The sequence below is a fragment of the Chitinimonas taiwanensis DSM 18899 genome, assembly GCF_900119825.1.
GTDB classification, from domain to species: Bacteria; Pseudomonadota; Gammaproteobacteria; order Burkholderiales; family Chitinimonadaceae; genus Chitinimonas; species Chitinimonas taiwanensis.
In genome coordinates, this window is record NZ_FPKR01000008.1 from 127,779 (window position 1) to 153,880 (window position 26,102).

The 26,102-nt window shown below is 58.2% G+C and carries 22 protein-coding genes and 1 tRNA gene; 10 read left to right on the forward strand and 13 right to left on the reverse strand.

Going from position 1 to position 26,102, the window contains the following annotated elements:
- The 4 genes from BT173_RS11320 (at nucleotide 1) to BT173_RS11335 (ending at nucleotide 2,801) form a co-directional block, all read left to right on the forward strand.
- The gene (locus BT173_RS11320) at nucleotides 1-1,557 is read left to right on the forward strand and encodes a hypothetical protein (RefSeq protein WP_072428768.1); all 1,557 of its coding nucleotides are present in this window, start codon (nucleotides 1-3) and stop codon (nucleotides 1,555-1,557) included.
- On the forward strand, nucleotides 1,554-2,159 hold the full coding sequence (locus BT173_RS11325; RefSeq protein WP_072428769.1) for a hypothetical protein: 606 nt from the start codon (nucleotides 1,554-1,556) through the stop codon (nucleotides 2,157-2,159). The genes BT173_RS11320 and BT173_RS11325 overlap by 4 nt, the downstream gene beginning before the upstream one ends.
- Nucleotides 2,160-2,169: 10 nt before the next feature.
- Nucleotides 2,170-2,634, forward strand: coding sequence for a hypothetical protein (locus BT173_RS11330; protein ID WP_072428770.1), 465 nt, complete (start codon nucleotides 2,170-2,172; stop codon nucleotides 2,632-2,634).
- Between the two features lie 91 nt (nucleotides 2,635-2,725).
- A tRNA-Phe gene (locus BT173_RS11335) sits at nucleotides 2,726-2,801 on the forward strand.
- A gap of 105 nt (nucleotides 2,802-2,906) precedes the next feature.
- On the opposite strand, the gene BT173_RS11340 is transcribed toward BT173_RS11335, so the two are convergent.
- Complete coding sequence (locus BT173_RS11340) at nucleotides 2,907-3,434, reverse strand: RDD family protein (protein ID WP_072428771.1); 528 nt, start codon at nucleotides 3,432-3,434, stop codon at nucleotides 2,907-2,909.
- A gap of 524 nt (nucleotides 3,435-3,958) precedes the next feature.
- On the opposite strand from BT173_RS11340, the gene ilvB reads away from it, so the two are divergent.
- The 3 genes from ilvB to ilvC all read left to right on the forward strand — a co-directional run bounded on the left by ilvB (nucleotide 3,959) and on the right by ilvC (nucleotide 7,319).
- On the forward strand, nucleotides 3,959-5,719 hold the full coding sequence (ilvB, locus tag BT173_RS11345; protein WP_072428772.1) for a biosynthetic-type acetolactate synthase large subunit: 1,761 nt from the start codon (nucleotides 3,959-3,961) through the stop codon (nucleotides 5,717-5,719).
- 13 nt (nucleotides 5,720-5,732) lie between these two features.
- Entirely contained in the window at nucleotides 5,733-6,224 is a 492-nt protein-coding gene (gene ilvN, locus BT173_RS11350; RefSeq protein WP_072428773.1) for an acetolactate synthase small subunit, read from the forward strand.
- A gap of 78 nt (nucleotides 6,225-6,302) precedes the next feature.
- Nucleotides 6,303-7,319, forward strand: a complete 1,017-nt coding sequence (gene ilvC, locus BT173_RS11355) for a ketol-acid reductoisomerase (protein WP_072428774.1) — start codon at nucleotides 6,303-6,305, stop codon at nucleotides 7,317-7,319.
- Nucleotides 7,320-7,412: 93 nt separating this feature from the next.
- Here ilvC and asd read toward each other — a convergent pair whose 3' ends face one another.
- Nucleotides 7,413-8,261, reverse strand: coding sequence for an archaetidylserine decarboxylase (gene asd, locus BT173_RS11360; protein WP_072428775.1), 849 nt, complete (start codon nucleotides 8,259-8,261; stop codon nucleotides 7,413-7,415).
- 166 nt (nucleotides 8,262-8,427) lie between these two features.
- Between asd and pssA the strand changes: the two genes are divergently transcribed.
- Nucleotides 8,428-9,186: a CDP-diacylglycerol--serine O-phosphatidyltransferase gene (gene pssA, locus BT173_RS11365; protein ID WP_072428776.1), complete on the forward strand. Its 759-nt coding sequence runs from the start codon at nucleotides 8,428-8,430 to the stop codon at nucleotides 9,184-9,186.
- Between the two features lie 210 nt (nucleotides 9,187-9,396).
- Nucleotides 9,397-10,929, forward strand: a complete 1,533-nt coding sequence (locus tag BT173_RS11370) for a 2-isopropylmalate synthase (protein WP_072428777.1) — start codon at nucleotides 9,397-9,399, stop codon at nucleotides 10,927-10,929.
- A 55-nt stretch (nucleotides 10,930-10,984) separates the two neighbouring features.
- Here the strand turns inward: BT173_RS11370 and BT173_RS11375 are convergent, their stop codons facing one another.
- The 10 genes from BT173_RS11375 to adh form a co-directional block, all read right to left on the reverse strand.
- On the reverse strand, nucleotides 10,985-11,461 hold the full coding sequence (locus tag BT173_RS11375; protein WP_072428778.1) for a type IV pilin protein: 477 nt from the start codon (nucleotides 11,459-11,461) through the stop codon (nucleotides 10,985-10,987).
- Between the two features lie 80 nt (nucleotides 11,462-11,541).
- A complete protein-coding gene (locus tag BT173_RS19030) occupies nucleotides 11,542-16,287 on the reverse strand; it encodes a pilus assembly protein (protein ID WP_084658460.1) in 4,746 nt (1,581 codons plus the stop codon).
- A 16-nt stretch (nucleotides 16,288-16,303) separates the two neighbouring features.
- Complete coding sequence (locus BT173_RS11390; protein WP_072428781.1) at nucleotides 16,304-16,849, reverse strand: pilus assembly PilX family protein; 546 nt, start codon at nucleotides 16,847-16,849, stop codon at nucleotides 16,304-16,306.
- An 8-nt stretch (nucleotides 16,850-16,857) separates the two neighbouring features.
- Nucleotides 16,858-17,640 carry a PilW family protein gene (locus BT173_RS11395; RefSeq protein WP_072428782.1) on the reverse strand — a complete coding sequence of 261 codons (783 nt, stop codon included), beginning with the start codon at nucleotides 17,638-17,640 and terminating at the stop codon, nucleotides 16,858-16,860.
- A 2-nt stretch (nucleotides 17,641-17,642) separates the two neighbouring features.
- Nucleotides 17,643-18,299: a type IV pilus modification protein PilV gene (gene pilV / locus BT173_RS11400; RefSeq protein WP_072428783.1), complete on the reverse strand. Its 657-nt coding sequence runs from the start codon at nucleotides 18,297-18,299 to the stop codon at nucleotides 17,643-17,645.
- A 10-nt stretch (nucleotides 18,300-18,309) separates the two neighbouring features.
- Nucleotides 18,310-18,936: a GspH/FimT family pseudopilin gene (locus BT173_RS11405; RefSeq protein ID WP_084658463.1), complete on the reverse strand. Its 627-nt coding sequence runs from the start codon at nucleotides 18,934-18,936 to the stop codon at nucleotides 18,310-18,312.
- Between the two features lie 190 nt (nucleotides 18,937-19,126).
- Entirely contained in the window at nucleotides 19,127-20,770 is a 1,644-nt protein-coding gene (gene groL / locus BT173_RS11410; protein ID WP_072428785.1) for a chaperonin GroEL, read from the reverse strand.
- 116 nt (nucleotides 20,771-20,886) lie between these two features.
- Nucleotides 20,887-21,177 (reverse strand): co-chaperone GroES, encoded by a 291-nt coding sequence (gene groES, locus BT173_RS11415; RefSeq protein ID WP_072428786.1) that lies wholly within the window; start codon nucleotides 21,175-21,177, stop codon nucleotides 20,887-20,889.
- Nucleotides 21,178-21,416: 239 nt separating this feature from the next.
- Nucleotides 21,417-21,707, reverse strand: a complete 291-nt coding sequence (locus BT173_RS11420; protein WP_072428787.1) for a hypothetical protein — start codon at nucleotides 21,705-21,707, stop codon at nucleotides 21,417-21,419.
- A gap of 368 nt (nucleotides 21,708-22,075) precedes the next feature.
- The gene (gene adh / locus BT173_RS11425) at nucleotides 22,076-23,596 is read right to left on the reverse strand and encodes an aldehyde dehydrogenase (RefSeq protein WP_072428788.1); all 1,521 of its coding nucleotides are present in this window, start codon (nucleotides 23,594-23,596) and stop codon (nucleotides 22,076-22,078) included.
- A gap of 238 nt (nucleotides 23,597-23,834) precedes the next feature.
- Between adh and BT173_RS11430 the strand changes: the two genes are divergently transcribed.
- Nucleotides 23,835-25,646, forward strand: a complete 1,812-nt coding sequence (locus BT173_RS11430; RefSeq protein ID WP_072428789.1) for a sigma-54-dependent Fis family transcriptional regulator — start codon at nucleotides 23,835-23,837, stop codon at nucleotides 25,644-25,646.
- Nucleotides 25,647-25,680: 34 nt separating this feature from the next.
- Here BT173_RS11430 and BT173_RS11435 read toward each other — a convergent pair whose 3' ends face one another.
- The gene (locus BT173_RS11435; RefSeq protein ID WP_072428790.1) at nucleotides 25,681-26,058 is read right to left on the reverse strand and encodes a DUF423 domain-containing protein; all 378 of its coding nucleotides are present in this window, start codon (nucleotides 26,056-26,058) and stop codon (nucleotides 25,681-25,683) included.
- Nucleotides 26,059-26,102: the final 44 nt, after the last annotated feature.

Genomic DNA, 26,102 nt, shown 5'->3' on the forward strand with positions numbered 1-26,102 from the left:
ATGCTTCACGCGCACTACTTCCTGTTCATCAGCGATACCGCGCTCACCGTCTGGCAGCGCCAAGCCGACCTGATGCAATGCAGCGCGCGCTATCCGGCTGATGCCGAGGGCGTGGCCAGCTTCGAACACCTGCTCGCCGCCCAACCGCAAGCCCTGTGGTCAGTCCTGTTCGATCTGCAGGAGGAAGACTGCCGCATCGAGACCCTGCCTCCGGCGCACGGGCGCGACCGCCTGCTCTTAATCACACGTCGCTTGCAGCAGTTATATCGCCATACGCCCTACCATGCTGCGCTGCGCCTTGGGAGGGCAGAAACGCCCAAGCGACATGAGCGCCTACTGTTCGGTGCGCAGACCAATCCGACCCCACTCGCGCTCTGGCTGGCGCCCTTGCAGGCACAGCAGGCTCGTCTGGTCGGCCTGTATTCAATCTCGCTGCTGGGCGCCCAGCACCTGCCCCACCTGCCAGCGCTACCGCCTCACGCCCTGCTGATCAGCCATCAGGCCGATAGTGGGCTGCGTCAGCTGTATCTGGAACAGGGCCAGCTACGCTTCTCACGCCTGAGCCACGTGGCAAGTACCGAGCCCGCCCTGCTGGCCACCCAGATTCAGGAAGAGGCCGCCAAGGCGCGCCAATACCTGGCCAGCCTGCGCGCCATCGACGCTCAGGCGGCGCTGACGGTCTGCCTGCTGTGCGAACCTGGGCAAGAGCGCGCACTGCAGCCGTACTGCCAGAACACGCCGCTGCTTGAGTATCGAGCATTGCCGCTGCCCGCACTGGCGAAGGCCCTGAAGCTACCCGCCCCGGCCGGCACGCAGGGCAACACGGCCTTCTGGCTGAGCCTGCTCGCCCAAGGCCGCCCGCAACATGATTTCGCCCCCGCGGCGCTGCGCGTGCCCTATCGGGCCTGGCGCGCGGGTCGCGCGCTCTACCTAGCCAGTGCGGCGGTCCTGCTGCTTGGACTCGGCCTCGCCTATCACGACTGGCGGCAGGCCGAGCAAGCCAATCAGGCGGAGCGCCTAGTTGCGCAGCGCTTAGCCCGCGTTGAGGACAGCCAGCAAGCCCTGCTGCGCCCGCGTGCCGATGAGCCAAGCCCGGCGAATCTGCTGCAGCTGTCGCGCCACTATCAGCACTACCTGGCCGAGCAGCCGCGTCTGGCAGACAGCCTGCTCACGGTGTCCCAAGCACTGCTGGCTCATCCCGAGTATCAACTGGACGAGTTGATCTGGTCCCAAGGTAGCCCCACCAGCGCAGCGGCCGAGGCAGGTAACGCAGATCAGACTGCTCACGCCAATACGCGCGGCCCACACATCGAACTGCACGGCCAGCTGAGTGCCGCGGCACAACGCACGCAGCTGGCGCTCAGCCAGCAGATCATCACCAGTCTGCAAGCTGCGGGCTACCAAGTGGAAGCGCGCCAACTGCCGCTGGACCTGCGCCCTGACCAGCACCTTAAACTGAGCAGCGAGCGCGCCGACCAAACGGCCGGAGCCCGCCTGCAGCTACAGCTCAACCCTTCAAAGCCGAGCGGCCAGGGCCACGCCGAGGTCGCCCCATGAAGGAGGCGCTGCCTTTGCTGCCAGGCATCAAACTGCCGCTGCTCTGCGGCCTGGTCAGTGTGCTGCTCAGTATCAGCCTGATGATCTGGGCGCAGCACACACGCCAAGTGGCCGAGCAGCGCCTACAACAGCGCGAAGCCACCGCCCACGCTGCCGAGGCCAATATCCAAACCGCGCAAAGCCTGCAGACCGAGCGCACGCGCCACTTGGCCGTGCTGACCACCTTGCAGCAGCGCGGCTTGCTCGGCCAGGAGCAGCGTCTGGCCTGGGCAGAGGCTGTCGATGCACTGCAGCGCAGCGGTCGGCTAGCCAGCTTGCAACTGGAACTGGGCCCGCGTCGCCCGCTGAACGAAGCAAACGGCGCGACCCAAGCCGAGCTGCAGTTTTACGCCAGCCCGCTCAAGCTCGACAGTAAGCTGCTGCACGAGGGCGATCTGCTCAGCTTGCTGCGCCAGCTCGACACTTTGCCCGGCGCCTATACGCTTGATGCATGCCGGCTGCGCCGCAGCGACGGCACCAACGGGCCACGTCCTTATCGGCTGGCGCTGCAATGCCAGGGCAAGCTATTTACCCTAGCCCGGCCAGATCGGTCCTCCCCCTAAGCAGAACATCATGCGCATTGCCCCCTGCCTGCTCGCCACGCTTTTGCTCCCCGCCTCGGTACACAGCGCCGACACGGCACTCGGCCGGCTGTTCTTCAGCCCACAAGAGCGGGCCGAGCTGGAGGCGCTACGCGAACCGGCAGCGCCGGCTAGCCCAGCCGTGTCCGAGCAAGCCGTACACCTCAAAGGCCTGCTGCTCCGCCAGGGACAGCTGACGACGGTGTGGCTGAACGATGCCAAGCCCGCCCAACCAGCCCAGCTGAATGCCAGAGGCAGCACGCCTGCCCAACGCAGTCCTCAGCTACAACTGCGCCAGCCTGGCCTTGGCGCCGCGCTACCGCCACTCAAGGTCGGCCAGACACTCGACCTCGCCACCGGCCAGCTCAGCGAGGCCTACCAAAGCCCGCGCGTGCAATCAAAACCAATACTTACGCCCGCAAATCCGGCTGCCAAGCGCACGCTAGAGCGCCCGTAACGGCCACCCTCGCCGTCAGCGAAATGAAAAAACTTCCAGCCCAGTGCTTGACGCACTGCGGCCTTTCCGGTTTAATGCGGCCTCTCTCGACGGCCAGTTAGCTCAGTTGGTAGAGCAGCGGATTGAAAATCCGCGTGTCCGTGGTTCGATTCCGCGACTGGCCACCAGATACAAAAAGCCCGACTCTCACGAGTCGGGCTTTTCGTTTTGGCCTCCCCTCCAAAGAAAAAACCCGGGAACGGCCCGGGTTTTCTTGCCGCGCTCGCGCGCCCTTATTCACGCACGATGGGCAGCAACAGAATCTGCGTGCCGGCCAGGCGGTCATGCAGGAACTGCCTGTCCTTATCTAGCCATGACCAGAGCAGCGGCAGCGCCAACCAGGCATAGGCCGCCCATTTCACCCACTGCATATCAGGCGTGTGGCGCACCCAGACCATGACTGGCGCGAGTGGCGCAAAAGCCAGAAAGCAGACCACAAAGCGGATCAACATCGCGCGCTGGCTCAGCACGCCGCCTTCGCGCATGACCAGCTGCAGGCGCCAGGTCTTCATCGGCAAGGTCTGGCCGCTGCGCCGCCAGCACCAGGCGAAATAGCCGTACAGGATCAGCAGCCAGTAGACGCCAAACAAGCCGCGCCACACAGCCGATTCGGCAATCGCGGTGGCCTTGACGCCACCCACGCCGAGCAGCAGCTGGAACAGCACGCCGGAGGCCAGCACGACGGCCAGCACCAGTAAGGCCTCGTAGCACAGTGAGAAAAGACGGCGCCCGCGCGGCGCGAGTGGATAGTCAGCAGACATGGCTTAAAGCGGGGAATCAAAGAAGGCCGCCACGATACGATGCCTACCCGGCAGGCGCCAGTGGCTTGCCGACGATCGCGCCGATGCTGCGGGTGCACAAACTTACTTGACCGCGCGCAGCCGGGTCGGCTATGTTGGCGTCTATCTCTCCGCCACGGACGGTGCCCGCTTGCAACTCCCTCGCAGGCACCACATCGGCAGCAGTCCTATGATGTTCGCCCAGCAGCCACAAGCAGCGCGCGGCGACGACCCGGTTGGCTTAGGCACGCAGCTAGCGTGCTGATCAAAAGTCCTACAGGCTTTTTTGCTGCATTGGTGCAGTTTTCAGTTGTCGTTTAACAAGTTGATCTGGGGCACACGCTCCGCGATTGCGTCGGTAATGATGTCTGGCCTTGATGACCCGGTGGTCATTCGGCGCCCGTCGTCCGGTTCTGCCATGCAGTGCCTGCCTCCGTCAGTTGGTCGATCGGTCACGCGATGCTGGAAGCTGTTAATGACGTGTCCTCTCCACAAAGGAAGACATCATGGAAATATCCGGTGCGGAAATCGTTACCCGCTGTCTGCAGGAAGAAGGCGTTGAATTCGTCTTCGGTTACCCTGGCGGCGCGGTGCTCGAAATCTACGACGCAATCTTCAAGCAAGACAAATTCAAGCATGTGCTGGTGCGCCACGAACAAGGCGCAGTCCACGCGGCCGACGGCTATTCGCGCTCCTCGCAGAAAGTCGGCGTAGCCCTGGTCACCTCCGGCCCCGGCGCCACCAATGCCATTACCGGCATTGCCACCGCCTACCTCGATTCCATTCCCATGGTGGTGATCTCGGGCCAGGTGCCCACACCCGCCATCGGTCTCGACGCCTTTCAGGAAGTCGATATGGTCGGCATCACGCGCCCCTGCGTGAAGCACAACATCCTGGTCAAGGATGTGCGTGATCTGGCCGCGTCGATGAAGAAAGCCTTCCATATCGCCACGACCGGCCGCCCAGGCCCGGTGGTCATCGACATCCCCAAGGATGTAACTATCGCCAAGGCGGAGTTCCACTATCCGCAATCGGTCAGCCTGCGTTCCTACACCCCCCCCTCCAAGGGCCATCCTGGCCAGATCAAGAAAGCGGTCAATCTGCTGGCCGATGCCAAGCGCCCGCTGATCTATATCGGTGGTGGCGCGGTGCTGTCGAACGCCTCCAACCAAGTCACCGAACTGGTGAAAATGTTGGGCGTGCCGGCCGTGAACACCCTGATGGGCCTCGGTGCCTTCTCGGGTTCCGACCCGCAGAACCTCGGCATGCTGGGCATGCACGGACTGTATGAAGCCAATATGGCCATGCAGCACGCCGATGTGGTGATCGCCATTGGTGCACGCTTTGACGACCGGGTGATTTCCTCGCCCTCGCACTTCCTGTCTTCGCCGAAGAAGATCGTCCATATCGATATCGATCCGTCCTCAATTGCCAAGCGCGTGAAGGTGGACATCCCCATCGTTGGCAATGTGCGCGATGTGCTGGACGAGATGCTGGGCCTCTTGCGCCAGACTGGCGCCAAGCCGGCCGCCGAGCCGCTGGCCGCCTGGTGGAAGCAGCTGCAGGAATGGCGCAGCCATGACTGCCTGAAGTTCGACCTGGACAGCGAGATCATCAAACCGCAATTCGTGGTGCAGAAGCTGTATGAAGTGACCGGCGGCGAGGCCTTTATCACCTCCGACGTGGGTCAGCACCAGATGTGGGCCGCGCAGTACTACAAGTTCAACAAGCCGCGTCGCTGGATCAACTCGGGCGGCCTCGGCACCATGGGTTTTGGCCTGCCGTCCGCCATGGGCGTGCAACTGGCCAATCCGGATGCGACCGTCGCCTGCATCACCGGCGAAGCGTCGATCCAGATGAATATCCAGGAGCTGTCCACCTGCAAGCAGTACCACACCCCCGTCAAGATCATTAACTTGAACAACCGCTACCTGGGCATGGTGCGGCAGTGGCAGGAGTTCTTCTACGGCAACCGCTATTCCGAGTCGTATATGGATGCGCTGCCCGACTTCGTGAAACTGGCCGAGGCCTATGGCCACGTCGGCATGAAGATCGAACGTCCGGCCGATGTGGAGCCGGCCCTGCGCGAGGCCATGAAGCTCAAGGAACGCCTGGTGTTCATGGACTTCATCACCGACCAGAAGGAAAACGTCTTCCCCATGGTGCAGAACAACCGCGGCCTGAGCCAGATGGATCTGCCGCCGCATATGCGCCACCTGCAAACCGGCACCGTCGCCAAAGAGCGCGACTACGGCAATCTGAGCTAAGGAGGGAAGACCCATGCGACATATTCTTTCCATCCTCTTGGAAAACGAAGCCGGCGCGCTGTCCCGCGTGGTGGGCCTGTTCTCGGCACGCGGTTACAACATCGACTCACTGACCGTATCGACCACCGAAGACCCGACCCTGTCGCGGATGACCATCGTCACCAGCGGCTCGGACGATGTGATCGAGCAGATCACCAAGCAGCTGAACAAGCTGATCGAGGTGGTCAAGGTCATCGATCTGAACGAGTCTGACCATGTCGAGCGCGAGCTGATGCTGATCAAGGTGCGCGCTACCGGCAAGGACCGCGAGGAAATGAAGCGGATGGCGGATATCTTCCGCGGCCGCATCCTCGATGTGACCGAGAAGACCTACACGATCGAATTGACCGGCGAAAGCAGCAAACTCGATGCCTTCATCGAAGCAGTCGACCGCACGCTGATTCTGGAAACCGTGCGTACCGGTGCCTCGGGCATCGGCCGCGGCGAACGTATTCTGAAAATCTGATTAGACGTGAGGCGTGAGGAGCACGGCAACCAGCGCAGCTCCTCACCCCTCTCACCTCACCCCTCACAGGAGTTCCAAATGAAAGTTTTCTACGACAAAGACGCCGACCTCTCCCTGATCAAGGGTAAGCAAGTGACCATCGTCGGTTACGGCTCGCAAGGCCATGCCCACGCGCTGAACCTGAAGGACAGCGGCGTGAACGTAACCATCGGCCTGCGCAAGGGCGGTGCTTCGTGGAGCAAGGCGGAAGCCGCCGGCCTGCCGGTCAAGGAAGTGGCCGAAGCGGTCAAGAGCGCCGACGTGATCATGATCTTGCTGCCGGACGAGAGCCAACCGGCCGTGTACGAGCGCGACATCGCCCCGAATGCCAAGCAAGGTGCCGTGCTGGCCTTTGCCCACGGCTTCAATGTGCATTACAACCAGATCGTGCCGCGCGCCGACCTCGATGTGATCATGGTTGCCCCCAAGGGCCCGGGCCACACCGTGCGTTCCGAATACAAGCGTGGCGGTGGCGTGCCGTCGCTGATCGCCGTGTACCAGGACAAGTCGGGCAAGGCACGTGATATCGCCCTGTCCTACGCCGCAGCCAATGGCGGCACCAAGGGCGGCGTGATCGAAACCAACTTCCGTGAAGAAACCGAAACCGATCTGTTCGGCGAGCAAGCCGTGCTGTGCGGTGGCGCGGTCGAACTGGTCAAGATGGGCTTCGAAACCCTGACCGAAGCCGGCTACGCGCCGGAAATGGCCTACTTCGAGTGCCTGCACGAGCTGAAGCTGATCGTCGACCTGATGTACGAAGGCGGCATCGCCAATATGAACTACTCGATCTCCAACAACGCCGAGTACGGTGAGTACGTGACCGGCACCGAGGTGATCAATGAGCAGTCGCGCGCCGCCATGCGCAATGCGCTCAAGCGCATCCAGACCGGCGAATACGCGAAGATGTTCATCCTGGAAGGCAAGACCAACTACCCGAGCATGACCGCGCGTCGTCGCCTGAACGCTGTGCACCCGATTGAAGTGGTCGGTGAGCAGCTGCGCGACATGATGCCGTGGATCAAGGCCAACAAGCTGGTCGACCAGAGCAAGAACTAAGCAGCACGCAGTGCAAGCAAAAGGCCGGTCAGCTGACCGGCCTTTTGCATTTCTTTGGCTACCAGCAGCCCCAGCCTGCCAAGCGCCATCGCATCAGCGTACGTAGTTCGCCATCGCCTCACCCAGACGCACACCGGCAGCGGGCGCCCAGGCCGGGTTGAACGACACGGCAGGCTTGGGAAACAGCAACACCACGGTGGAGCCAAGCAGAAAGCGCCCCATCTCCTCGCCACGCTTGAGCACGATCTGCTGCTCCGCGTAGTTCCATACCTGCACCTGCTTGCCGCGCGGCGGGTTGACCACACCATGCCAGACGGTAGCCATGCTGCCGACGATGGTCGCGCCAACCAGGGTCAGCACAAACGGCCCCCGCGCCGACTCGAATACACACACCACGCGCTCATTGCGGGCAAACAGACCGGGCACGCCGCGCGCCGTGGCTGGATTAACCGAATAGAGCTCGCCCGGCACATAGATCATCTGCAACAAGCGTCCATCGCAAGGCATATGGATGCGGTGGTAATCGCGCGGACTCAGATAGATGGTGGCGAAGCTGCCATCCTGGAACTGCTCGGCCAGCTTGGCATCGCCGCCGACCAGCGCGCGGGTCGAGTAGCGATGGCCCTTGGCCTGGAAGATCTGGTCCTGCTCGATGGCACCAAACTGACTGATCGCGCCATCCACCGGGCACACCAGGTCGGCATCCGCCAAGGGGCGCGCGCCCGGCTTCAGGGCGCGGGTAAAGAACTCGTTGAAACTGGCGTAGCTATCGATATCCGGGTTCGCGGCTTCGGCCATATTGACCTGATAGCGCGCGATGAAATTGCGGATCATCCAGCGCACGAGCGGATCAGCAGGGCGGCGCGCAAAATGCCCGGCCAGGCGGGTCAAGGCGAGCTTGGGCAGCACATGCTGCAACAGAACAAACAGCCGTTCGGACACGGTCAATCCTGGATAAGTAATAAGCCCGCGATTCTATCGCAGTCACCGCATTGGCGGCGGACTGCAAAGACAGCCGAGTAGGCCTCGGTTAAAATCAGGCGCCTTTGTCGGCACATCCGCTTGCCTGCCATCGACGGTCGGCTCGCACCACTCCGAGACACGCCCTATGCATCCCAGCGCCAAGCGCCGCATGAATCTGCGCCGCCAGAGCATCTATCTGCTGCCCAATAGCTTCACCCTGGCCGCCCTGTTTGCCGGCTTCTATGCCATCGTGCAGGCCATGAACCATCGCTTCGAATACGCCGCGGTGGCCATTTTCGTGGCCATGGTGCTCGACGGCATGGATGGCCGTGTGGCGCGCATGACGCACACCCAGAGCGCTTTCGGTGCGGAATTCGATTCGCTGTCCGATATGGTGTCCTTCGGCGTGGCGCCAGCACTGCTGTCCTATGAATGGATGTTGCGCGGCATGGGCAAGCTGGGCTGGATCATCGCCTTTATCTACTGCGCCGGCGCTGCGCTAAGACTGGCGCGCTTCAATACCCAGCTAGAAGTATCCGACAAGCGCTTCTTCCAGGGCATGCCTTCGCCGACCGCAGCCGCCCTGGTTGCCGGCTTCGTCTGGGTATCGCTGGAAATGGACTGGGCCGGTGCACACATGCGCTGGTTTACGCTGGTCATCACGGCCTTTGCCGGCCTGACCATGGTCAGCAATGTGCGCTACTACAGCTTCAAGGAGGTCAATGTGCGCAAAACCGTGCCCTTCTTCCTGCTGCTGCCGATTCTATTCGTGCTGGTCGCCATTGCCGCCAGCCCGCCCGTGGCACTGTTCTGCCTGTTTGTCGCCTATGCGCTATCCGGCTACGTCCTGGCGGCCTGGGGCTACTTGCGGCCCAAGCCCAGCAGCGCCGCCAGCGCGCCTTGACACGCTGCAGCGGCAGCCTTAGCCTGCATAAACCGATGATTGCAAAGACAGTCTTATGGCTTTCGCGGTCTGGCACGGAGCAAGTCGCGGCACATGCTTCGCTGCGACGCCATGCAATCCAGCAGTCGATTTCATTCCACAGCCGCCCGGTCCCCGACCCGGCGGCTGTTTTACTCTCAGAACAATCAAAACCGTGATTGGAGCAACATCATGAGCGAACGCCTGTATATCTTCGACACCACCTTGCGGGATGGCGAGCAAAGCCCGGGCGCATCCATGACCCGCGACGAGAAGATCCGCATTGCCAAGCAGCTTGAAAAGCTTGGCGTCGACATTATCGAGGCCGGTTTCGCCGCAGCCAGCCCGGGCGACGCGGATGCCATCCGAGCGATTGCCGAGACGGTCAAGGACTCCACCATCTGCTCGCTAGCGCGCGCCAATGAACGCGATATCCGTGCCGCCGGTGAGGCAATCAGGCCCGCCAACCGAGGTCGTATCCACACCTTCATCGCCACCAGCCCCATCCACATGGAAAAGAAGCTGCGCATGCAGCCGGATGCGGTGGTGGAAGCTGCCGTGGCAGCCGTGAAGCTGGCACGCGAATACACCGATGACGTGGAGTTCTCGGCCGAGGATGCGCTGCGCTCGGAACCCGACTTCCTATGCCGCATTTTCGAGGCCGTGATCAAAGCCGGTGCACGCACTATTAACGTGCCCGATACGGTCGGTTATGCCGTGCCCTATTTGACCACTGCCTTCTTCCGCCAGCTGATCGAAGGCACACCCAATTCCGACCAAGTCATCTGGTCCGCCCATTGCCACAACGACCTCGGCATGGCGGTAGCCAACTCCCTGGCCGCCGTGCAAGGTGGCGCACGCCAGGTGGAATGCACGATCAACGGCCTCGGCGAGCGTGCCGGCAATGCCGCCCTGGAAGAAATCGTCATGGCCGTGCGCACGCGGCGCGATGTGTTCGACCTGGAAACCCGCATCGACACCACCCAGATCGTCCCGAGCTCCAAGCTGGTCTCCAGCATCACCGGCTACCCGGTACAACCAAACAAAGCCGTCGTCGGCGCCAACGCCTTCGCACACGAGTCCGGCATCCACCAGGATGGCGTCCTCAAACACCGCGAAACCTACGAAATCATGTCCGCCGAGTCGGTGGGCTGGACGCAGAACAAACTGATATTGGGGAAATTGTCGGGGCGGAATGCATTCCGCAGCCGGCTGCAGGAGTTAAATCTGCTACCCAGCTCGGAAGAAGCGCTCAATAACGCCTTTGTCTGCTTTAAAGCCTTAGCGGACAAGAAGCGCGAGATATTTGATGAGGACTTATTTGCGCTATTCGGTAAAGACTCGGGTACAGCATCAGAGAACATACAACTAGTTGCGTTGAAAGTAACATCGGAGACGGGAACCGCTCCCAAAGCGACCGTGACGCTACGTAGGGACGGCATTGAACTCGCGGGCGAAGCTATTGGAGCGGGCCCGGTAGATGCAACCTTCAAAGCAATCGAGTCCATCTTACAGAGTCAGGCCGATTTACAACTCTACTCGGTCAATGCAATTACGAGTGGCACCGACAGCCAGGGTGAAGTTACTGTTCGCCTGCACAAAGCAGAGCGCGTAGTTAACGGACAAGGCGCTGATATAGATATCCTTATTGCTTCGGCAAAAGCATATTTATCGGCTCTCAATCACCTTGCGGCCAATCAGGAGCGCGCCCACCCGCAACTTTAGTGAGCTCGCCGTGCTTGAAGAGCATGATCACTATCAACGTGATGGTGATCATGCTTTACCAGTGCCATTCACCGGCGGCAATTGACCCATCGTGATCTGCATCCCAGGCACGCCGACCAGCAGAATCAAGCAGCAGGAAGTCCTTATCGTCACCATACTTTGCTTGCTGGTTAATCGGCTGGGCTTTAAGCCTATATGTGTTCTGATCACACATATCAGCGCCGCCCGCATCCTTATCAAAGCTAATTTCGTAGTACTTAGTCGCACCATCAATAGGCGCATTCTTGATCAAGCCTAAAGCATCCATATCACAGTCTCCATCGGCTTCTGTATATCGACTATTAGCAGTGTAATGGCGCTCCAAGATCTGAGCATTCTGCAACAAGACAGTCTGCAAGTCCGTCTTCCTACCTTTATATACATACTCCTGATAGCTGGGAACTGCTATGGACAGCAGGATACCCACAATCGCAACCACAATCATCAATTCCACCAGAGTAAATCCACTGGAACGAGCAAATTCGCTTTTCATTTGCAATCCTCTTAATAAGAAAATACGGCAGATCATTCGATCCGCCGTATCAAATTTAGTGAGCACCCCGGCACACAGCGTTATTGAATAATCTCGCGCCAGTTTACTTGGGTGACAGTACGGCCAAGGAAAATATCCTCGCAATCCAGCCCCGAACAGTTCATCGTCTTGCCTGAACCCGTTACACCGTATTTCTTACCACCATCGTTCCGGTCTGCAAGCCCCGTCGTCACAACACCGACAGTACGAGTACCACGCGGGAGGTTCTCTTTAACAGAGTAGCCTGCATTCGGCAATGCCAATTGCAGACCGCCAACAGTGACATTGAAAGTCGAGCCGGTTGAATTACCTTTCCCCGATCCGTCGCCAATATTGGCGACCAGGGTCGTGTTAACACCATTCACAGAACAGGAATCAGAAGACACTTTGGTATTCATCACATCGAATACGACCATGGTGCCATTCAGAATACGCGGCTCACCAGCGATTCGTGCGCCTGTTCCCGCAACATTCGACAGATCAACCAAATTCATGAACCACCCATTTTGCGTATCCCAATTAATTTCGCAGTCTGCGGTACCGCATTTAGGATCAATGTACGCATAACCAGCATCAACGATTGCACTGATTTCAGCTGCACTCAGCTTCGTAGATGTCTTAGCCATAGCCAGTTCTATTGCGTCCTTGGTGTAGTAATAATACTTGCGCTCGAGAAGCGTGCTGGCCTCTACCGGCTTTTGGTTATCCCAGACCCCATAGAACGTGTTCGTTTTGAACTCTCGGTCACAGTCATTTGTTTTGTCACAATCACCCAAGAACTTCCCTGTCCCAAAAAACACCAAGGTGCCGCTCAATGTCTCGGGCTTGCCATCCTTGTCAAACTTTACCAACCCCTTACCAGACTCTTTAACAGGATGCTGAGCTACCGCAGGCGCACCTGCAATTGGCTTGCCGCCTGTACGTAAGCCGGTTTTATCATCCCAGACTGCAGTGGTAAACAAAGGCTGTGGTTTGCTTGTCTTAGCATCAGTCAGCGCCACCTTCCAGTCCTTCGGATCGCTGCTGCTCAAATCGAACTTCCAAAGATTTCCGTAAAGGTCGCCTGCGTAGGCAACATCAACAGTACCATCACTGCTAGCCTCATCCAGATTCGCATTCAGGGCATTCAGATCGGCAAATGTAGGCGCAGAAAGTCCGTTGGGATCAGTCTTAGACCCCATCTCTACGTCAATCTTCACATATTGACCAGCCCAGCTGCCCGACTTTGGACCATCCGCGTCTAACAGATAAAGTACAGCTTTACCGGTATCGCTATTGTAGCCATTACCGACAATTACTCGATGCTTGCCATCGTTCGTCTTCAAAATCAGCGGGTTACCCGTAACAAAGCCCATATCAGCATCGTCTTTACTACTGAATTCCCAGCGTGCGATATCCGCAGCTTTGGCCTCCGTAAACTGTGCAGGGTCGGTTACATCCAGAGCATAAATACCTTTCCCCCCAAAACCGACTGATCCAACGGCCAAAGTAGACCAGCCGCTATCAACGTGCCAACTCTTGGTCAGCTGGACGTCATTAACCGAAACCTGCCCATTGACATAGTAGGCATGGTTATAGTTCTGACTGGTCAGATAGCTGAGCTTTTCGTACATAAACGACGGAACATAGGCGAGCAGTTCTTTGCCCCCGTCCTTAAGTTTTGCCCCGCCGTTATCAACGACATGCAACATCCCATCATTCGCGCCGATGTAGACCGCTTCTTTACGCGTCTTGAATGCGTCAGCGAATTCCTTGTGAGAAGACGTTGATGCGCGATACAGCGGATCTGGCGCACTAACCAGATAGGGGCTGGCGTCAATAATGTCACCAAAGTAGTTACTTACTCCGCCCAGCACCTGCTGGCGCTGGCGGAATGTACCGGCACTGGTGCCCTCTTTAGCGTTGCTGCCCCGCAAGTAGGTGACGCGATCAGCACCCTTGGCATCGGCGTTGCCATATCCATCAGTGTTAAGCCAAGACTGCTGAGTCGTAGACAACTTATCCCACAGGAAGGGAACACCCTTCGCCGTGCTGCTATTCAGAGTAATGACATTACGTGTCTTGTAATCGGCCTGTACTTTAGACGTGCTCCACAGTTCCTCACCTAAGCCGCTGCTACCGGCAGTCCGAGAGAAAGCAACGAGCTCGCCAGGCCAACGGTTATACAAGTAAGAAGCACGGTAAATCACCTGGTCACTGCCCGTTGTACTACCTCCGCTACCAACCAGCGCCGAGGTCGCAGCATCGGCTTGCAAATCAGCGAAAGCCTTTCCTAGCTGTTCTTTCATCTTGAGCGGATTACTCACCAAGAAGTAGCTGTCGGGGATTTTATCCTTGCTGTCGGTATCCTTAGGCAGCACGGGACCACCGTACTTAGCTACGTACCAGAGCGGATTCTTCAAGTCAGCCAAGATGGTTGACGACTCGTTCACGCTAAATGTACGACTGCTGCGCAATGGCAGTTGCCGAGCGTTGTTCTTAACCACACTACTACCAGAGTAGACTGCACCCGTTTTGTTTGGGTATCCACTACCAGGGTCTGGAGAATCCAAAGAAATCGCTACGTCGGCATTCCGAGACCAGCTACGCTCACGGCTTGATCGATTACATAGCTGTTTCGCTTTTGTAATATCCGTATCGAACGGCTCATCAGCCGAAAGTGGGCCGCTACCAGAAGGAAGCTTCTCCACGTTAGCGGTATCACAATCGCGAACAACAAGATAAACACGATCGGCGTCACCGGCACCGCTGATTGCATAACCTTGGTGTTCTGTTCCACCGCCAGCGGCAAAGATGGAGTCGACATTCACGGTAAATGTGTCATTAGCGTTCGCAAAGACCGTGTATTGAGTAATGGAGTCCATATCATCATCGCCGGCACCCTGATCATTGTCAGAGAAACTGACCCGGACACGATAAATGGGCAATCCACCATTCCCCTGACCTAAATCCAGATTAGTTCCTGGCGTCAGATTATCGGGGAAGCCCGGGGCATTAAATGCCTTGTCGATAAAGAAACCTACAATTTTATTACCCTGACCATTGGTGGACTTTGAGAAAGGCGTCACAATAACGCGTTTCTTCTTCACGGTTAGTTCGATGTAAGGAAATGGTGACGACAGGGCGAGTACATAGTTCGCCACTTTCAAATCTGCGCTTTTTGAAATCAGGCTGTTTTGCCGACCAAATTCAGCCACAGCAGCCGCTTTATAAGTGCCCGCCAAACCAGGTTCCTGAGACAGCGCTTTAATATCGTCAAAATTGGAGATCGCAATCTTCGCCGGTTGGCTAATGCCCCCGATAGTGTCCGCGACAAGCACATTGGCGACACCACCAAATTCCTTGTCCCATAATTTCTTACCAATCGTACTAGAGCTAAAAGACTTACCACCAATGGACGAAACCAGATTGTCACCATCCTTGGATGGATTCACATCAGAAATAAGAGTGATATAGGGCTTAGAGCACTTATCTGCGCTGGCATAAGGATTTACCCAAGCTGGCTCAGGCAAACCTGCCGTCCACTTCCCGACAGCGCCCGTCCCCCAAGCTAGGGCGGCACCTGCGGTGTCACCTTTGAAGTTAGCGTTTGCCGAACCGCCGGCGTAGTAGTTAAGTGTTTCTTGAAGCATTTCCGCCACCGGGTTGTAAACCCAGCTAGCACCCGAGTAGCCGTTATCTTTCCAACCATCCAGTCTCATTTTACTCAACGTGGCAATGATACCGTTGGTCGTATACTTGAATGTGCCATCAGTAGGATTAATCTCGTCTGAGAAACTACTGACATTTTTACGTAGCACACCGCCCTTATCATTTTTTGAGTTGGTACCTGCGGTGAAACTACCCGTTAGCAAGCCAAAGCGCATCGCATCTGGCTCACCATACTGCTGCAGCAATCCCGTAGGCTTATAAGTACTACCATATAGCGTACAGTTATCTTCAAGCAGATTCGCCTTACACACCTCGACATAAACATCTAGCTTTGTAACGCTGCCAGAGATGTCGACCGCATCCTTACCACCGTAGGCAGATTGATCGATCGTGTCACCACTTACTGGCACTTCTTTAGCAGTCCACTCCCAAATACGCTCTTGCCTATCTTGCAGGTACTTTAGCGTTGGTGCTTTACCAACACCACCAGATGAATCAGTTGGCGTGACGCTAACAAACAAATGACGTTTGCCGGCACTGGGCTGCTTTAAAGGCGTGTAATCGGTGATCTTGTATCCATCCACAGTTTCGCTGGTGTATTCCTTACCCCAAGAATTGGAGTTACTTGGAATATATGCACGCTGCAGGACTGTTTTCGTTGCGGTATCAACATTTCGAATACCACCGAAAAGTACCTTTGCCAAAGCGTCCATGCGAGAAGTAGTTAAATAGTTTAAGAAATCACCACTCCAGGCATTGGTACATTTCTTATTCACCGTCTCGGCAATCGGTGTAAAGATACCCGACGTATGCGAATAGCACTTATAGGAATCAAACAACCCATAATAGTCAATCCGAAAGTCGCCTTTCTTTGCGCCTTCGGCACCGGACTTTGTCTTATTTCCTTTATAGCCCACATCAATTGGGCCATTTTCAACCAGTGCACTTGCATCATTATACGCCGCCATCCACAGCTTAAAGTCGCGCTCAAGCACTAAAGTATTAAGCGGCGGCGCATTGTTGATGGCCAACAAAGGCGTGTATGGATTCTGGCCCGCCTGCGTAATGGGGGCGGCATTCGCGCTCATACTGAGCAGCGGTAGAGCACACCACAAGAATTGGTGACGATTAGACACAGTAATCTCCTTGCAATTAACTAGCGCAAGATTTAACGATGGAGCGGAGGATCACCGCGCTATCTGCGCTAGAACCCACACCCATAGAAGTCAGTTCAAAGTAGTCGCAGGTTGGATTTGAGTCAGTGCCTGGAACTAACTTCTTAATGACATAACGTGGCTGTTCAGTAACATTTGGAAGCTCTGCCACCTTGGCTGCACCACCTTTGTTGCAATCGGCGTTATTAACACCGCAGCTTTTACCTTTATTATCATCAGTAAGCCAATTAGAAGCCGTTGCAAATATCGACGTATCGAATGTCTTACCACACAATCCGTCATTGCAAGCATCATCTGCAGCGGCAACCGGCGGAGGGTCTGCCACTAGCCTAAATTGTGCTTGCCTAAGCGCAAACTCTGCAGCCTGAAAGGCTTGGCTATGATTGCGAGTGTTGCCTGCAGCACGCTCATATAGCGTTGCACTCCGAATCGAACTAACCACTATCATTGTCAGAACGATCAAAAAAACCAGACTCGTGATAAGGACAAAGCCTGAGTTTATGCGTCGGCTATAAGTATTCATAGCCCCCCCTATTTGAAACGATTTCTAAGCATAATCGTGCTTCTGAATGTCCTGTACATCGCCAAGTCTCCAGCTCGCCCGGCAGCAGAGCCATCCGAAACACTGCCATCGCACTTCATATAATCCATAGGTTTTTCGAGCAACTTCGCATTCTCGCTCTTCAGAACAAAGCAAAGTTTCACTGCATAGACATCCGACCAATTACCAACTGCGCCTGCTAACACATAAGCATCTGGAATTTGGTCTTTAGCCCCTCCAGTATCCTCACCATATAACAGACTGTAATCCACCACATTCTTAACGAGGATTTGCTTAGAGTCATCTTCGCCAGCGATTTTGCAGATCAAACTCCCCGAATCTAGATATAGCGCGAACGTGGTGGCAACAGAAGCATCTTTCAGAAAAGGGTAATCCGCATCATCACTTTTGTCACAACGAATAATATTCTTACTCGCATCGCCTTTAAATCTAACCAATAACTCGTTGTCTTTCTCTAGAATCGTTTGACCCGCAAGAAAGTCGCCTGCGGCGGGAAAAGCCAAATTTAACTGAATATTATCCTTGGACGACCCTGCATCAGACCAGGCACGATAGCCAGACTGCGTAACAATTCGCTTATATGTATCCAGAACATATCGTCCATTATCGTTAAATCGACTCAATTCCGTCTGTGTATTACGCGACTGCCCGGTTTGTAGATAAATAGCCGCCACGGCAAAAGCCAGCAACAACCCCAAGGACAGACCAACCATCAGCTCGATGATCGTAAAACCCTGTTGTGTCTTTTTCATAATCAGATCGTCGTTGAGTAAAGTAGCATGCCCGCATCCACGCTCTCGCCTCGAGATTCACGAATATCCTGCCACCAGATTTTAATTACATAGGGCGCCGTTGCGTAGTTAGCAGCATCAGTCGCCAAACATCCAGTCTTGTCCGTAAAATCGGCAGCAGCTGGATCTAATACTGGGGCACTGTCCGGATTAATCGGATTGTCCGTTGTATTGCTGCGGCAAATAATTGCCCCACCCATCGACCCTACGGGCAGTGTGTAACGCACCAAATCCATCCACTCAGCCAAATCGGCCTTCGCTATATCCGCGCCTGCCGTGCCCGCTGGCAGGGCGTACGCATCCATCCAATCACACTCCATCTTATCGTCGTCGCTCAGTTCACAGGCCAGCCGGCCATAGTCAGGCGCCAAGGGTACGGTCTTTCCCGACTCATCACTGCCAGCTCCGGTCTCACCAGTAAGCACCAATTTGGGGGAGCGATTCGCGCGAACCCGCTCAGCTAGATCATTTGCAAGATCAGCTGCAACCGCTCTCCAATAGGCGCTCTGACTACTCCGTATTGAGTAGGCCTGTAGTGAGGCAACACCGAGCACACCAATGGCAATCAAGAACATCGACAATAGTACTTCGATCATAATCAGCCCGGACTGACGTTTCATTTTTATCTCCTTATGTGCAAGTCGGGCCTAAAGTGCGAAAGATTCGGCCAGTTTTCTCGACGGTTACAATTCGAGATGCCGCTCCCTCGGTACAGAATTTAAATTCCTTATCCCCCCCGCTAAGGGTGATAGATCGGAAGGTAACTGAGATCACATCATCAGGTCCTGTAACACTGCCAATATTTGCCGAGCCCGCCGTTACTCTAATTAGTTCGTCCTCATCTTCATCAAATGTGCCATTACCATCTTTACTCACAAAAACAATCCAGCCTGTTTTCCAATTAGGGTTATCGGCGACACAAGAAGGCGCTGCGGCGGTCGGATCACTGGAATTACAAACAATCACGACACCATTACGCTTGATCGCTTCTGTTTTCGCCAACATCATATTTGTAAGCAATTCATCGGAAGCTGTAGCCAAGCGGCTATTTCTTACAAACTCTTGATAGTTCGGAGCGGCTATGGCCATGACGACCCCTAGCAGGGCGATCACAATCATGAGTTCGATAAGCGTCAAGCCCTGCTGCCTCAAGCTTCTGGCAACAGACCGGCTTAGCGATCGGTTCGTGTAGCAGCACATATTTTTTACCAAAAATTCATGATCAGTTGAGTCACATGCGGGGCGACAGTCCAGCATCGCCGACGCGCACCATGACGAATGAATAATATCATCACGTCATACACTAATCCAAAGTTGCCGCCTTGCTCCAGCGCATTGAGACAGAAGGCAGCGAGCAGTTGACCGACGGCTGAGACCAGCCGATAGCACCTCAGAAAGCAAAAGCCCCGCCGAAGCGGGGCTCTGTGCTGGCCTTAGCCGGCAGGACTTACATGTCCATACCGCCCATGCCGCCCATACCACCCATGCCACCACCCATGGCCGGGCCGTCTTCCTTCGGCAGTTCGGCAACCATGCAGTCGGTGGTCAGCATCAGGCTGGCAACCGAAGCGGCGTGTTGCAGGGCCGAGCGGGTGACCTTGGTCGGGTCCAGCACGCCCATTTCGACCATATCGCCGTACTCGCTGGTGCCGGCGTTGTAGCCGAAGTTGCCCTTGCCTTCCAGCACCTTGGCCACCACCACGCTCGGCTCATCGCCGGCGTTCTGGACGATCTGACGCAGCGGGGCTTCGATGGCGCGCAGCACGATCTTGATACCGGCATCCTGATCGGCATTGGCGCCCTTCAGTTCGGTGATCGAAGCGCGGGCGCGCAGCAGGGCCACGCCACCGCCGGCCACGATGCCTTCTTCCACGGCAGCGCGGGTAGCGTGCAGCGCGTCTTCAACGCGTGCCTTCTTTTCCTTCATTTCGACTTCGGTGGCGGCGCCAACCTTGATCACGGCAACACCGCCGGCCAGCTTAGCCTTGCGCTCTTGCAGCTTCTCGCGGTCGTAGTCGCTGGTCGATTCTTCGATCTGCTTGTTGATCATGCCCACGCGAGCCTGGATGGCATCAGCTTGGCCAGCACCGTCGATGATGGTGGTGTTTTCCTTGCCGATTTCCACGCGCTTGGCTTGGCCCAGATCAGCCAGGGTGGCCTTCTCCAGGGTCAGGCCGACTTCTTCGGCGATCACGGTACCGCCGGTCAGGATGGCGATGTCTTCCAGCATGGCCTTGCGACGATCGCCGAAGCCAGGCGCCTTCACGGCCACGGTCTTCAGGATGCCGCGGATATTGTTGACCACCAGGGTAGCCAGGGCTTCGCCTTCAACATCTTCGGCAATGATCAGCAGCGGACGGCCAGCCTTGGCCACTTGTTCCAGCACCGGCAGCAGATCACGGATGTTGCTGATCTTCTTGTCGAACAGCAGCACAAACGGGTTGTCCAGCGAAGCGATCTGCTTCTCCGGATTGTTGATGAAATAGGGGCTCAGGTAGCCGCGGTCAAACTGCATGCCTTCCACGGTGTCGAGCGAGTTTTCCAGGCTGGAGCCGTCTTCAACGGTGATCACGCCTTCCTTGCCAACCTTGTCCATGGCGGTGGCGATGATGTCGCCGATGCTGGTGTCGGAGTTAGCCGAGATCGAACCGACCTGGGCGATTTCCTTGGAGGTGGTGCAAGGCTTGGAGATGTTCTTCAGCTCTGCGACCAGGGCGGTCACGGCCTTGTCGATACCGCGCTTCAGGTCCATCGGGTTCATGCCGGCGGCCACGAACTTCATGCCTTCGTGCACGATGGCCTGGGCCAGCACGGTAGCGGTGGTGGTGCCGTCACCGGCGATGTCGGAAGTCTTGGAAGCCACTTCCTTGACCATCTGGGCGCCCATGTTCTCGAACTTGTCCTTCAGTTCGATTTCCTTGGCCACCGACACACCGTCCTTGGTGATGGTCGGGGCGCCAAAGGAGCGCTCCAGCACCACATTGCGGCCCTTAGGGCCCAGGGTCACCTTGACGGCATCAGCCAGGATGTTCACGCCAACAACCATTTTCGCGCGTGCGCTGTCGCCGAATTTCACTTCTTTTGCAGCCATGTTCATATCTCCGATTAGTTTACCGACGTGCTTGGCACGCCTCCCTTTCCCCTCCAAGGGGAAAGGGCTGGGGTAAGAGGTGGTCTACCACACGCCCTAGGGCGTAAGGCGAAGCCTTAGCCTTCAACCACACCCATGATGTCTTCTTCGCGCATCACCAGCAGTTCATTGCCATCCACCTTGACGGTCTGGCCGCTGTACTTGCCGAAGATCACCTTGTCGCCAGCCTTGACTTGCAGGGCGCGCACGGAACCGTTTTCCAGGATCTTGCCGGTGCCAACGGACACCACTTCGCCCATATCGGGCTTCTCGGCCGCATTGCCTGGCAGAACGATGCCCGAGGCAGTTTTTTCTTCGGCTTCGACGCGCTTGATCACAACGCGATCGTGCAGGGGACGAATCTTCATGGTTTGCTCCTGATGGGGATTTTTCTGAATGCCGTAACAGGCAAAAATCAGTACTTCGATGATCGCTGTTAGCACTCACGGCTAACGAGTGCTAATGATATGGGCGAGACCTGACCATTTCAAGAGTGGGGCTGTTAGCGATGTTTGAAGCGAGGCGGGGTGGACAGACGGAAGCGGCACAAAAAACAGACGCACAGCCGCAGGCGCGGCCGCACCTGAGCCCGACGGGGAAGCAGTGATCAGTGCTGGCGGTCGGCCTGGTCGGCGACTTCGCGCAGCTCTTCCAGGGAGAAACCCGTGTGACTGGCCGCCTCCTGGATCGCCTGCATGGCTTCGCGCTTGCGGCGCAGCAGGTCGATGCGCGAGGAAACCGCATGGGCATCGGCCGCCTTCTTGGCGACCAATACTTCGCCTTCCAGCGAAGCGGGTGAGGACGGGCTGGGATTGGCACTGCTGGAATTGCTGAACAGGGCTTCAAGCGCTGCACGCGATTGGGCAGCGTCATGAGAACGATTTTGACGTGTCTTCATACTCTCTTTGAACTAAGTATCTGCAATCACAGATTACCGAGATGAGCCATTAATTGGGGCAGACAGGCGGACTTCAAGCCGGATGGCTGTGCAGATCAGGAAACGGTTCTGCATGAAATATCGACTGCCCTGCCGGGGCCAAGGTTCAATCCGCTTTCGGCCGTGCGGGCCTGGGGACTGCTGCTTGGAGAGATAGCCGAATGGCGATCTGCGTTTATTTAATACCTATCGCGAGCCCAATTCAAATAAAGATTTTCCCAAATGCGCATTGGCGACCGGAATGGCGACGAAAAGTCGCACTTGAGCCAATAAAAAAACCCCGCCTAGGCGGGGCATAGTGGCAGACACGCAATGCAAATCAGCCCGGATCAAAAGAAGCCCAGCGGGTCGTCGCTATAGCTGACCAGTAGGTTCTTGGTCTGCTGATAGTGGTCGAGCATCATCTTGTGGTTTTCGCGCCCAATGCCCGACTGCTTGTAGCCGCCAAAGGCCGCATGGGCCGGGTAGGCGTGATAGCAATTGGTCCATACCCGGCCAGCCTGCACGGCGCGGCCCACGCGGAAGGCGGTATTCATATCGCGCGTCCATAGCCCGGCGCCCAAGCCGAAATTCGTGTCATTGGCGATATGGATCGCTTCCTCCTCATCGCGGAACTTGGTCACACTCAGCACCGGGCCGAAGATTTCCTCCTGGAAGATGCGCATCTTGTTATGGCCGGCGAATACCGTGGGTTGCACGTAGTAGCCACCTTCCAATGCCCCCGTCAGCAGCTGGCGCCCGCCACCGATCAGGCATTCAGCACCCTCGCTACGGCCGATGTCCATGTAGCCGAGGATCTTGTCGAGCTGCTCCTGACTGGCCTGTGCGCCGATCATGGTGTCGCGCTCGAGCGGGTTCCCCTGCTTGATGGCCGCCACGCGCTTGAGTGCCTTCTCCATGAACTGCTCATAAATCGATTCATGCACCAGCGAGCGCGAGGGGCAGGTGCACACCTCTCCCTGGTTCAATGCAAACATCACGAAACCCTCGACCGCCTTGTCGAGATAACGGTCGTCCTTCGCGCACACATCGCCAAAGAAGATATTCGGCGACTTGCCACCGAGCTCGAGCGTGACCGGAATCAAGTTCTGGCTCGCGTACTGCATGATCAAGCGGCCGGTGCTGGTCTCGCCAGTAAAAGCGATCTTAGCGATGCGCTTGCTGGACGCCAGCGGCTTGCCAGCTTCCAGGCCAAAGCCGTTCACCACATTGAGCACACCCGGCGGCAAGAGGTCGCCAATAATTTCCAGCAGCACCAGAATCGAGGCCGGCGTCTGCTCGGCGGGCTTGAGCACCACGCAGTTGCCGGCCGCCAGCGCAGGCGCCAGCTTCCAGGCCGCCATCAAAATGGGGAAGTTCCACGGGATGATCTGGCCGACCACGCCGAGCGGTTCGCGGTAGTGATAGGCATAGGTCGTGTGGTCGATCTCGCCGATGCTGCCCTCCTCGGCGCGCAGGCAGCCGGCGAAGTAGCGGAAGTGGTCAATGGCGAGCGGAATATCGGCGGCCAGCGTCTCGCGTATCGGCTTGCCATTGTCCCAGGTCTCGGCCGTGGCCAGCAGTTCCAGATTGGCCTCCATGCGGTCGGCAATCTTCAGCAGCACGCCCGAGCGCACGGTGGTGGAAGCCTTGCCCCAGGCCGTCTTGGCCGCGTGGGCAGCATCCAGCGCCAGCTCGATGTCAGCCTCATTGGAGCGCGGCACCTCGCAGAACGGTTTGCCGGTAATCGGGGTGATGTTCTCGAAGTACTGGCCGCTCAGCGGCTCCACCCAACGGCCATTGATGTAGTTGCCGTAACGCTTCTTAAACAAGGGGGCTTGGCCGAAATGGCCGGGTTCGAGCTGGGGCATGATGGTCTCCGTGATTGTTGTGAGCGCTGTTTGCGCCCTTCCAGCACTGCAGCAAGCGTGCCACGCGCGCCTGCCCTAACCCGCGCTGCGCCAGCGCCCTGATTGCAAAAGAATATTTGCTCTAGACGTGGCAGCGCCGCACCATACCGGCCATCAGTCCATCGGCAGCGGCGTCGCAGATTGCGACAGCCTGCTGTCGCGCCGGTGTCGCGGGCGACAACGCGAGCAGGAGACGGTCTTGTCCCAAGCCAATCACGATCTGCTGGCCCAGGCGCGCCAGCGCTTTTTCGAGCAGGGCGAAAGCCCGAGCGAGCTGGTGCCGGCGTTGATCCTGCGCTCCTGGCAACGCAGCCGCCTCTTGCAGCCCGATCTGGAACTGGCTCAAGCGGTGACCCCGCGCCAGTTGCGCGAGCGCCACGAGCAACACGCCCAGCTGCGCCGCGCCGCCCAACCGGCGCTGGAATCGCTGGCGGACGAGATGCGCGGCCTGGGTGGCATGGTGATCCTCACCGATCCGGATGGCCTGATTCTCGATGCCGCCGGTGATCTGGCCTTTCTCAGCCGTGCCGAGCGGCTGGCGCTCAAGCCCGGCAGCAGCTGGTCGGAAGCCGGGCGTGGCACCAATGCCATCGGCACCGCCCTGGCCGAGGGCAGCGCCGTGGCGGTGTTCGGCGCCGAACATTATTTAAGCGATAACCGCATCCTCAGCTGCGCCGCCACGCCACTGACCGGGCCGGACGGCAGCCTGGCCGGGGTACTCGATGTGTCGGGCGAAGCCGGGCGTCTACCGGCTGAATCGCTGGCCCTGGTGCGACTGGCCGCCACCCTGGTCGAACACCGCCTGCTCATCGACAGCGCCGGCGCCCTGCCCCGCCTGCACTTTCACCGCCAAGCCGCCCTGCTCGGCAGTCATCGCGAAGCAGTGTTGATCGTGGAGCAGGAGCGCATCGTCGGCGCGAATGAGGCCGCACTGCGCCTATTGGGCATTGCCCGCGAGCGGCTGATCGGCTCGGGTCTGGATGAATGGTTCGACAGCCTGCCGGCCCGGCGCAGCGGCGACACGCTGCTGCCCTTTTACGAGCGCGCCGGCCTGCCGCTGATCGGGCGCTGGGCCAATCTGCATAGCGCGGCCAAGCCCAGCACGCCGGCCACAGCGCCCGATGCGCTGGCCAGCCTGCTTGGCAAGGCCAGCCGGGTGCTGAATGCCGGGCTGGGGGTACTCATCCACGGCGAAACCGGCGTGGGCAAGGAGGTGTTCGCGCGCCGCCTGCATGCAGCCAGCCGGCGCGCCGCCGGCCCCTTCGTGGCGGTCAATTGCGCGGCGCTGCCGGAGAACCTGATCGAATCGGAGCTATTCGGCTATGAGGAGGGCGCCTTCAGCGGCGCGCGCAAACGCGGCATGCCGGGCCGGGTGCGCGAAGCGGCGGGCGGCGTGCTGTTCCTTGATGAAATAGGCGATATGCCCGTGGCCTTGCAGGCGCGCCTCTTGCGCGTGCTGCAGGATAAGAGCGTGACCCCGCTCGGTGGCGGCAAGACGGTGCAGGTGGATTTCGACCTGGTCTGCGCCACCCATCGTGATCTGAACGAGCTGGTCGCGCACGGCCAGTTCCGCGCCGACCTCCTGTTCCGCCTGCGCGAGTACGAGGTGATCCTGCCGCCGCTACGCCACCGCGACGACAAGGCTGCACTGCTGGCGCGCCTGTTTGACGAGCTGGGCGGCAGCGCGGCACAGCTGCGCCTGGATGAGGCTGCGCAAGGCGCGCTGCTCGCTCACGCCTGGCCGGGCAATGTGCGCGAGCTGGTCAGTACGCTGCGCACGCTGATTGCGCTGGCCGAAACCGGTAGCACGCTGGGCCTGGATGACCTGCCTGCCGCACTGCGCGGCCCGCAGGCGGGCAGCCAGGTGCTGGCCGAGCTAACCCGTGAAGCGATGGACGCAGCACTGGCCGCCAGCGCGGGCTGCGTAAGTAGTGCGGCGCGGCGGCTCGGCATTCATCGCAGCACGCTCTACCGGCACCTGGCGCGCCAGGCGGCCGATCAGGACGGCTGAGGCACCCGGCCATCGCGCAGGGGAAGATACCTACTCAGGGGGTCTTCGCTTGACGCCAGCCGGCCAGGAATAAGCAGGCCCAGCCGAACAGAAAGGCCAAGCCGCCCAAGGGGGTGATCATGCCGAGCTGGGGGGTGGCCGTCAGCGTCAGCAGATACAGGCTGCCCGAGAACAGCACCGTGCCGAGCACAAAGGCACGCGCGGCCCACAGACCCAGGCGCCCCAGCTGCGCGCCAAAGCCCGCCAAGGCCAGCAGGGCCAGGCTATGGATCAGCTGGTAGTGCACACCGGTCTGAAAAGTAGCCAGATAGGCGGGCGAGAGCTGGGCGCGCAGGCCATGGGCGGCAAACGCCCCGAGCGCCACGCCGCTGAAGCCGCCCAGAGCGGCCAGCATAAGCCAGAGGCGATTCATTCCGATTCCTTAGGCAGCATGAAAAAAGCGCAGGCTACGCAAAG

Excerpts from the sequence above, each read along its gene's own strand:
- BT173_RS11320 (WP_072428768.1), top strand. The coding sequence starts at position 1 with ATGCTTCACGCGCACTACTTCCTGTTCATCAGCGATACCGCGCTCACC.
- BT173_RS11325 (WP_072428769.1), top strand. The coding sequence starts at position 1,554 with ATGAAGGAGGCGCTGCCTTTGCTGCCAGGCATCAAACTGCCGCTGCTC.
- BT173_RS11330 (WP_072428770.1), top strand. The coding sequence starts at position 2,170 with ATGCGCATTGCCCCCTGCCTGCTCGCCACGCTTTTGCTCCCCGCCTCG.
- BT173_RS11340 (WP_072428771.1), bottom strand. The coding sequence starts at position 3,434 with ATGTCTGCTGACTATCCACTCGCGCCGCGCGGGCGCCGTCTTTTCTCA.
- ilvB (WP_072428772.1), top strand. The coding sequence starts at position 3,959 with ATGGAAATATCCGGTGCGGAAATCGTTACCCGCTGTCTGCAGGAAGAA.
- ilvN (WP_072428773.1), top strand. The coding sequence starts at position 5,733 with ATGCGACATATTCTTTCCATCCTCTTGGAAAACGAAGCCGGCGCGCTG.
- ilvC (WP_072428774.1), top strand. The coding sequence starts at position 6,303 with ATGAAAGTTTTCTACGACAAAGACGCCGACCTCTCCCTGATCAAGGGT.
- pssA (WP_072428776.1), top strand. The coding sequence starts at position 8,428 with ATGCATCCCAGCGCCAAGCGCCGCATGAATCTGCGCCGCCAGAGCATC.
- BT173_RS11370 (WP_072428777.1), top strand. The coding sequence starts at position 9,397 with ATGAGCGAACGCCTGTATATCTTCGACACCACCTTGCGGGATGGCGAG.
- BT173_RS11375 (WP_072428778.1), bottom strand. The coding sequence starts at position 11,461 with ATGAAAAGCGAATTTGCTCGTTCCAGTGGATTTACTCTGGTGGAATTG.
- BT173_RS11390 (WP_072428781.1), bottom strand. The coding sequence starts at position 16,849 with ATGAATACTTATAGCCGACGCATAAACTCAGGCTTTGTCCTTATCACG.
- BT173_RS11395 (WP_072428782.1), bottom strand. The coding sequence starts at position 17,640 with ATGAAAAAGACACAACAGGGTTTTACGATCATCGAGCTGATGGTTGGT.
- pilV (WP_072428783.1), bottom strand. The coding sequence starts at position 18,299 with ATGAAACGTCAGTCCGGGCTGATTATGATCGAAGTACTATTGTCGATG.
- BT173_RS11405 (WP_084658463.1), bottom strand. The coding sequence starts at position 18,936 with ATGCTGGACTGTCGCCCCGCATGTGACTCAACTGATCATGAATTTTTG.
- groL (WP_072428785.1), bottom strand. The coding sequence starts at position 20,770 with ATGGCTGCAAAAGAAGTGAAATTCGGCGACAGCGCACGCGCGAAAATG.
- groES (WP_072428786.1), bottom strand. The coding sequence starts at position 21,177 with ATGAAGATTCGTCCCCTGCACGATCGCGTTGTGATCAAGCGCGTCGAA.
- BT173_RS11420 (WP_072428787.1), bottom strand. The coding sequence starts at position 21,707 with ATGAAGACACGTCAAAATCGTTCTCATGACGCTGCCCAATCGCGTGCA.
- adh (WP_072428788.1), bottom strand. The coding sequence starts at position 23,596 with ATGCCCCAGCTCGAACCCGGCCATTTCGGCCAAGCCCCCTTGTTTAAG.
- BT173_RS11435 (WP_072428790.1), bottom strand. The coding sequence starts at position 26,058 with ATGAATCGCCTCTGGCTTATGCTGGCCGCTCTGGGCGGCTTCAGCGGC.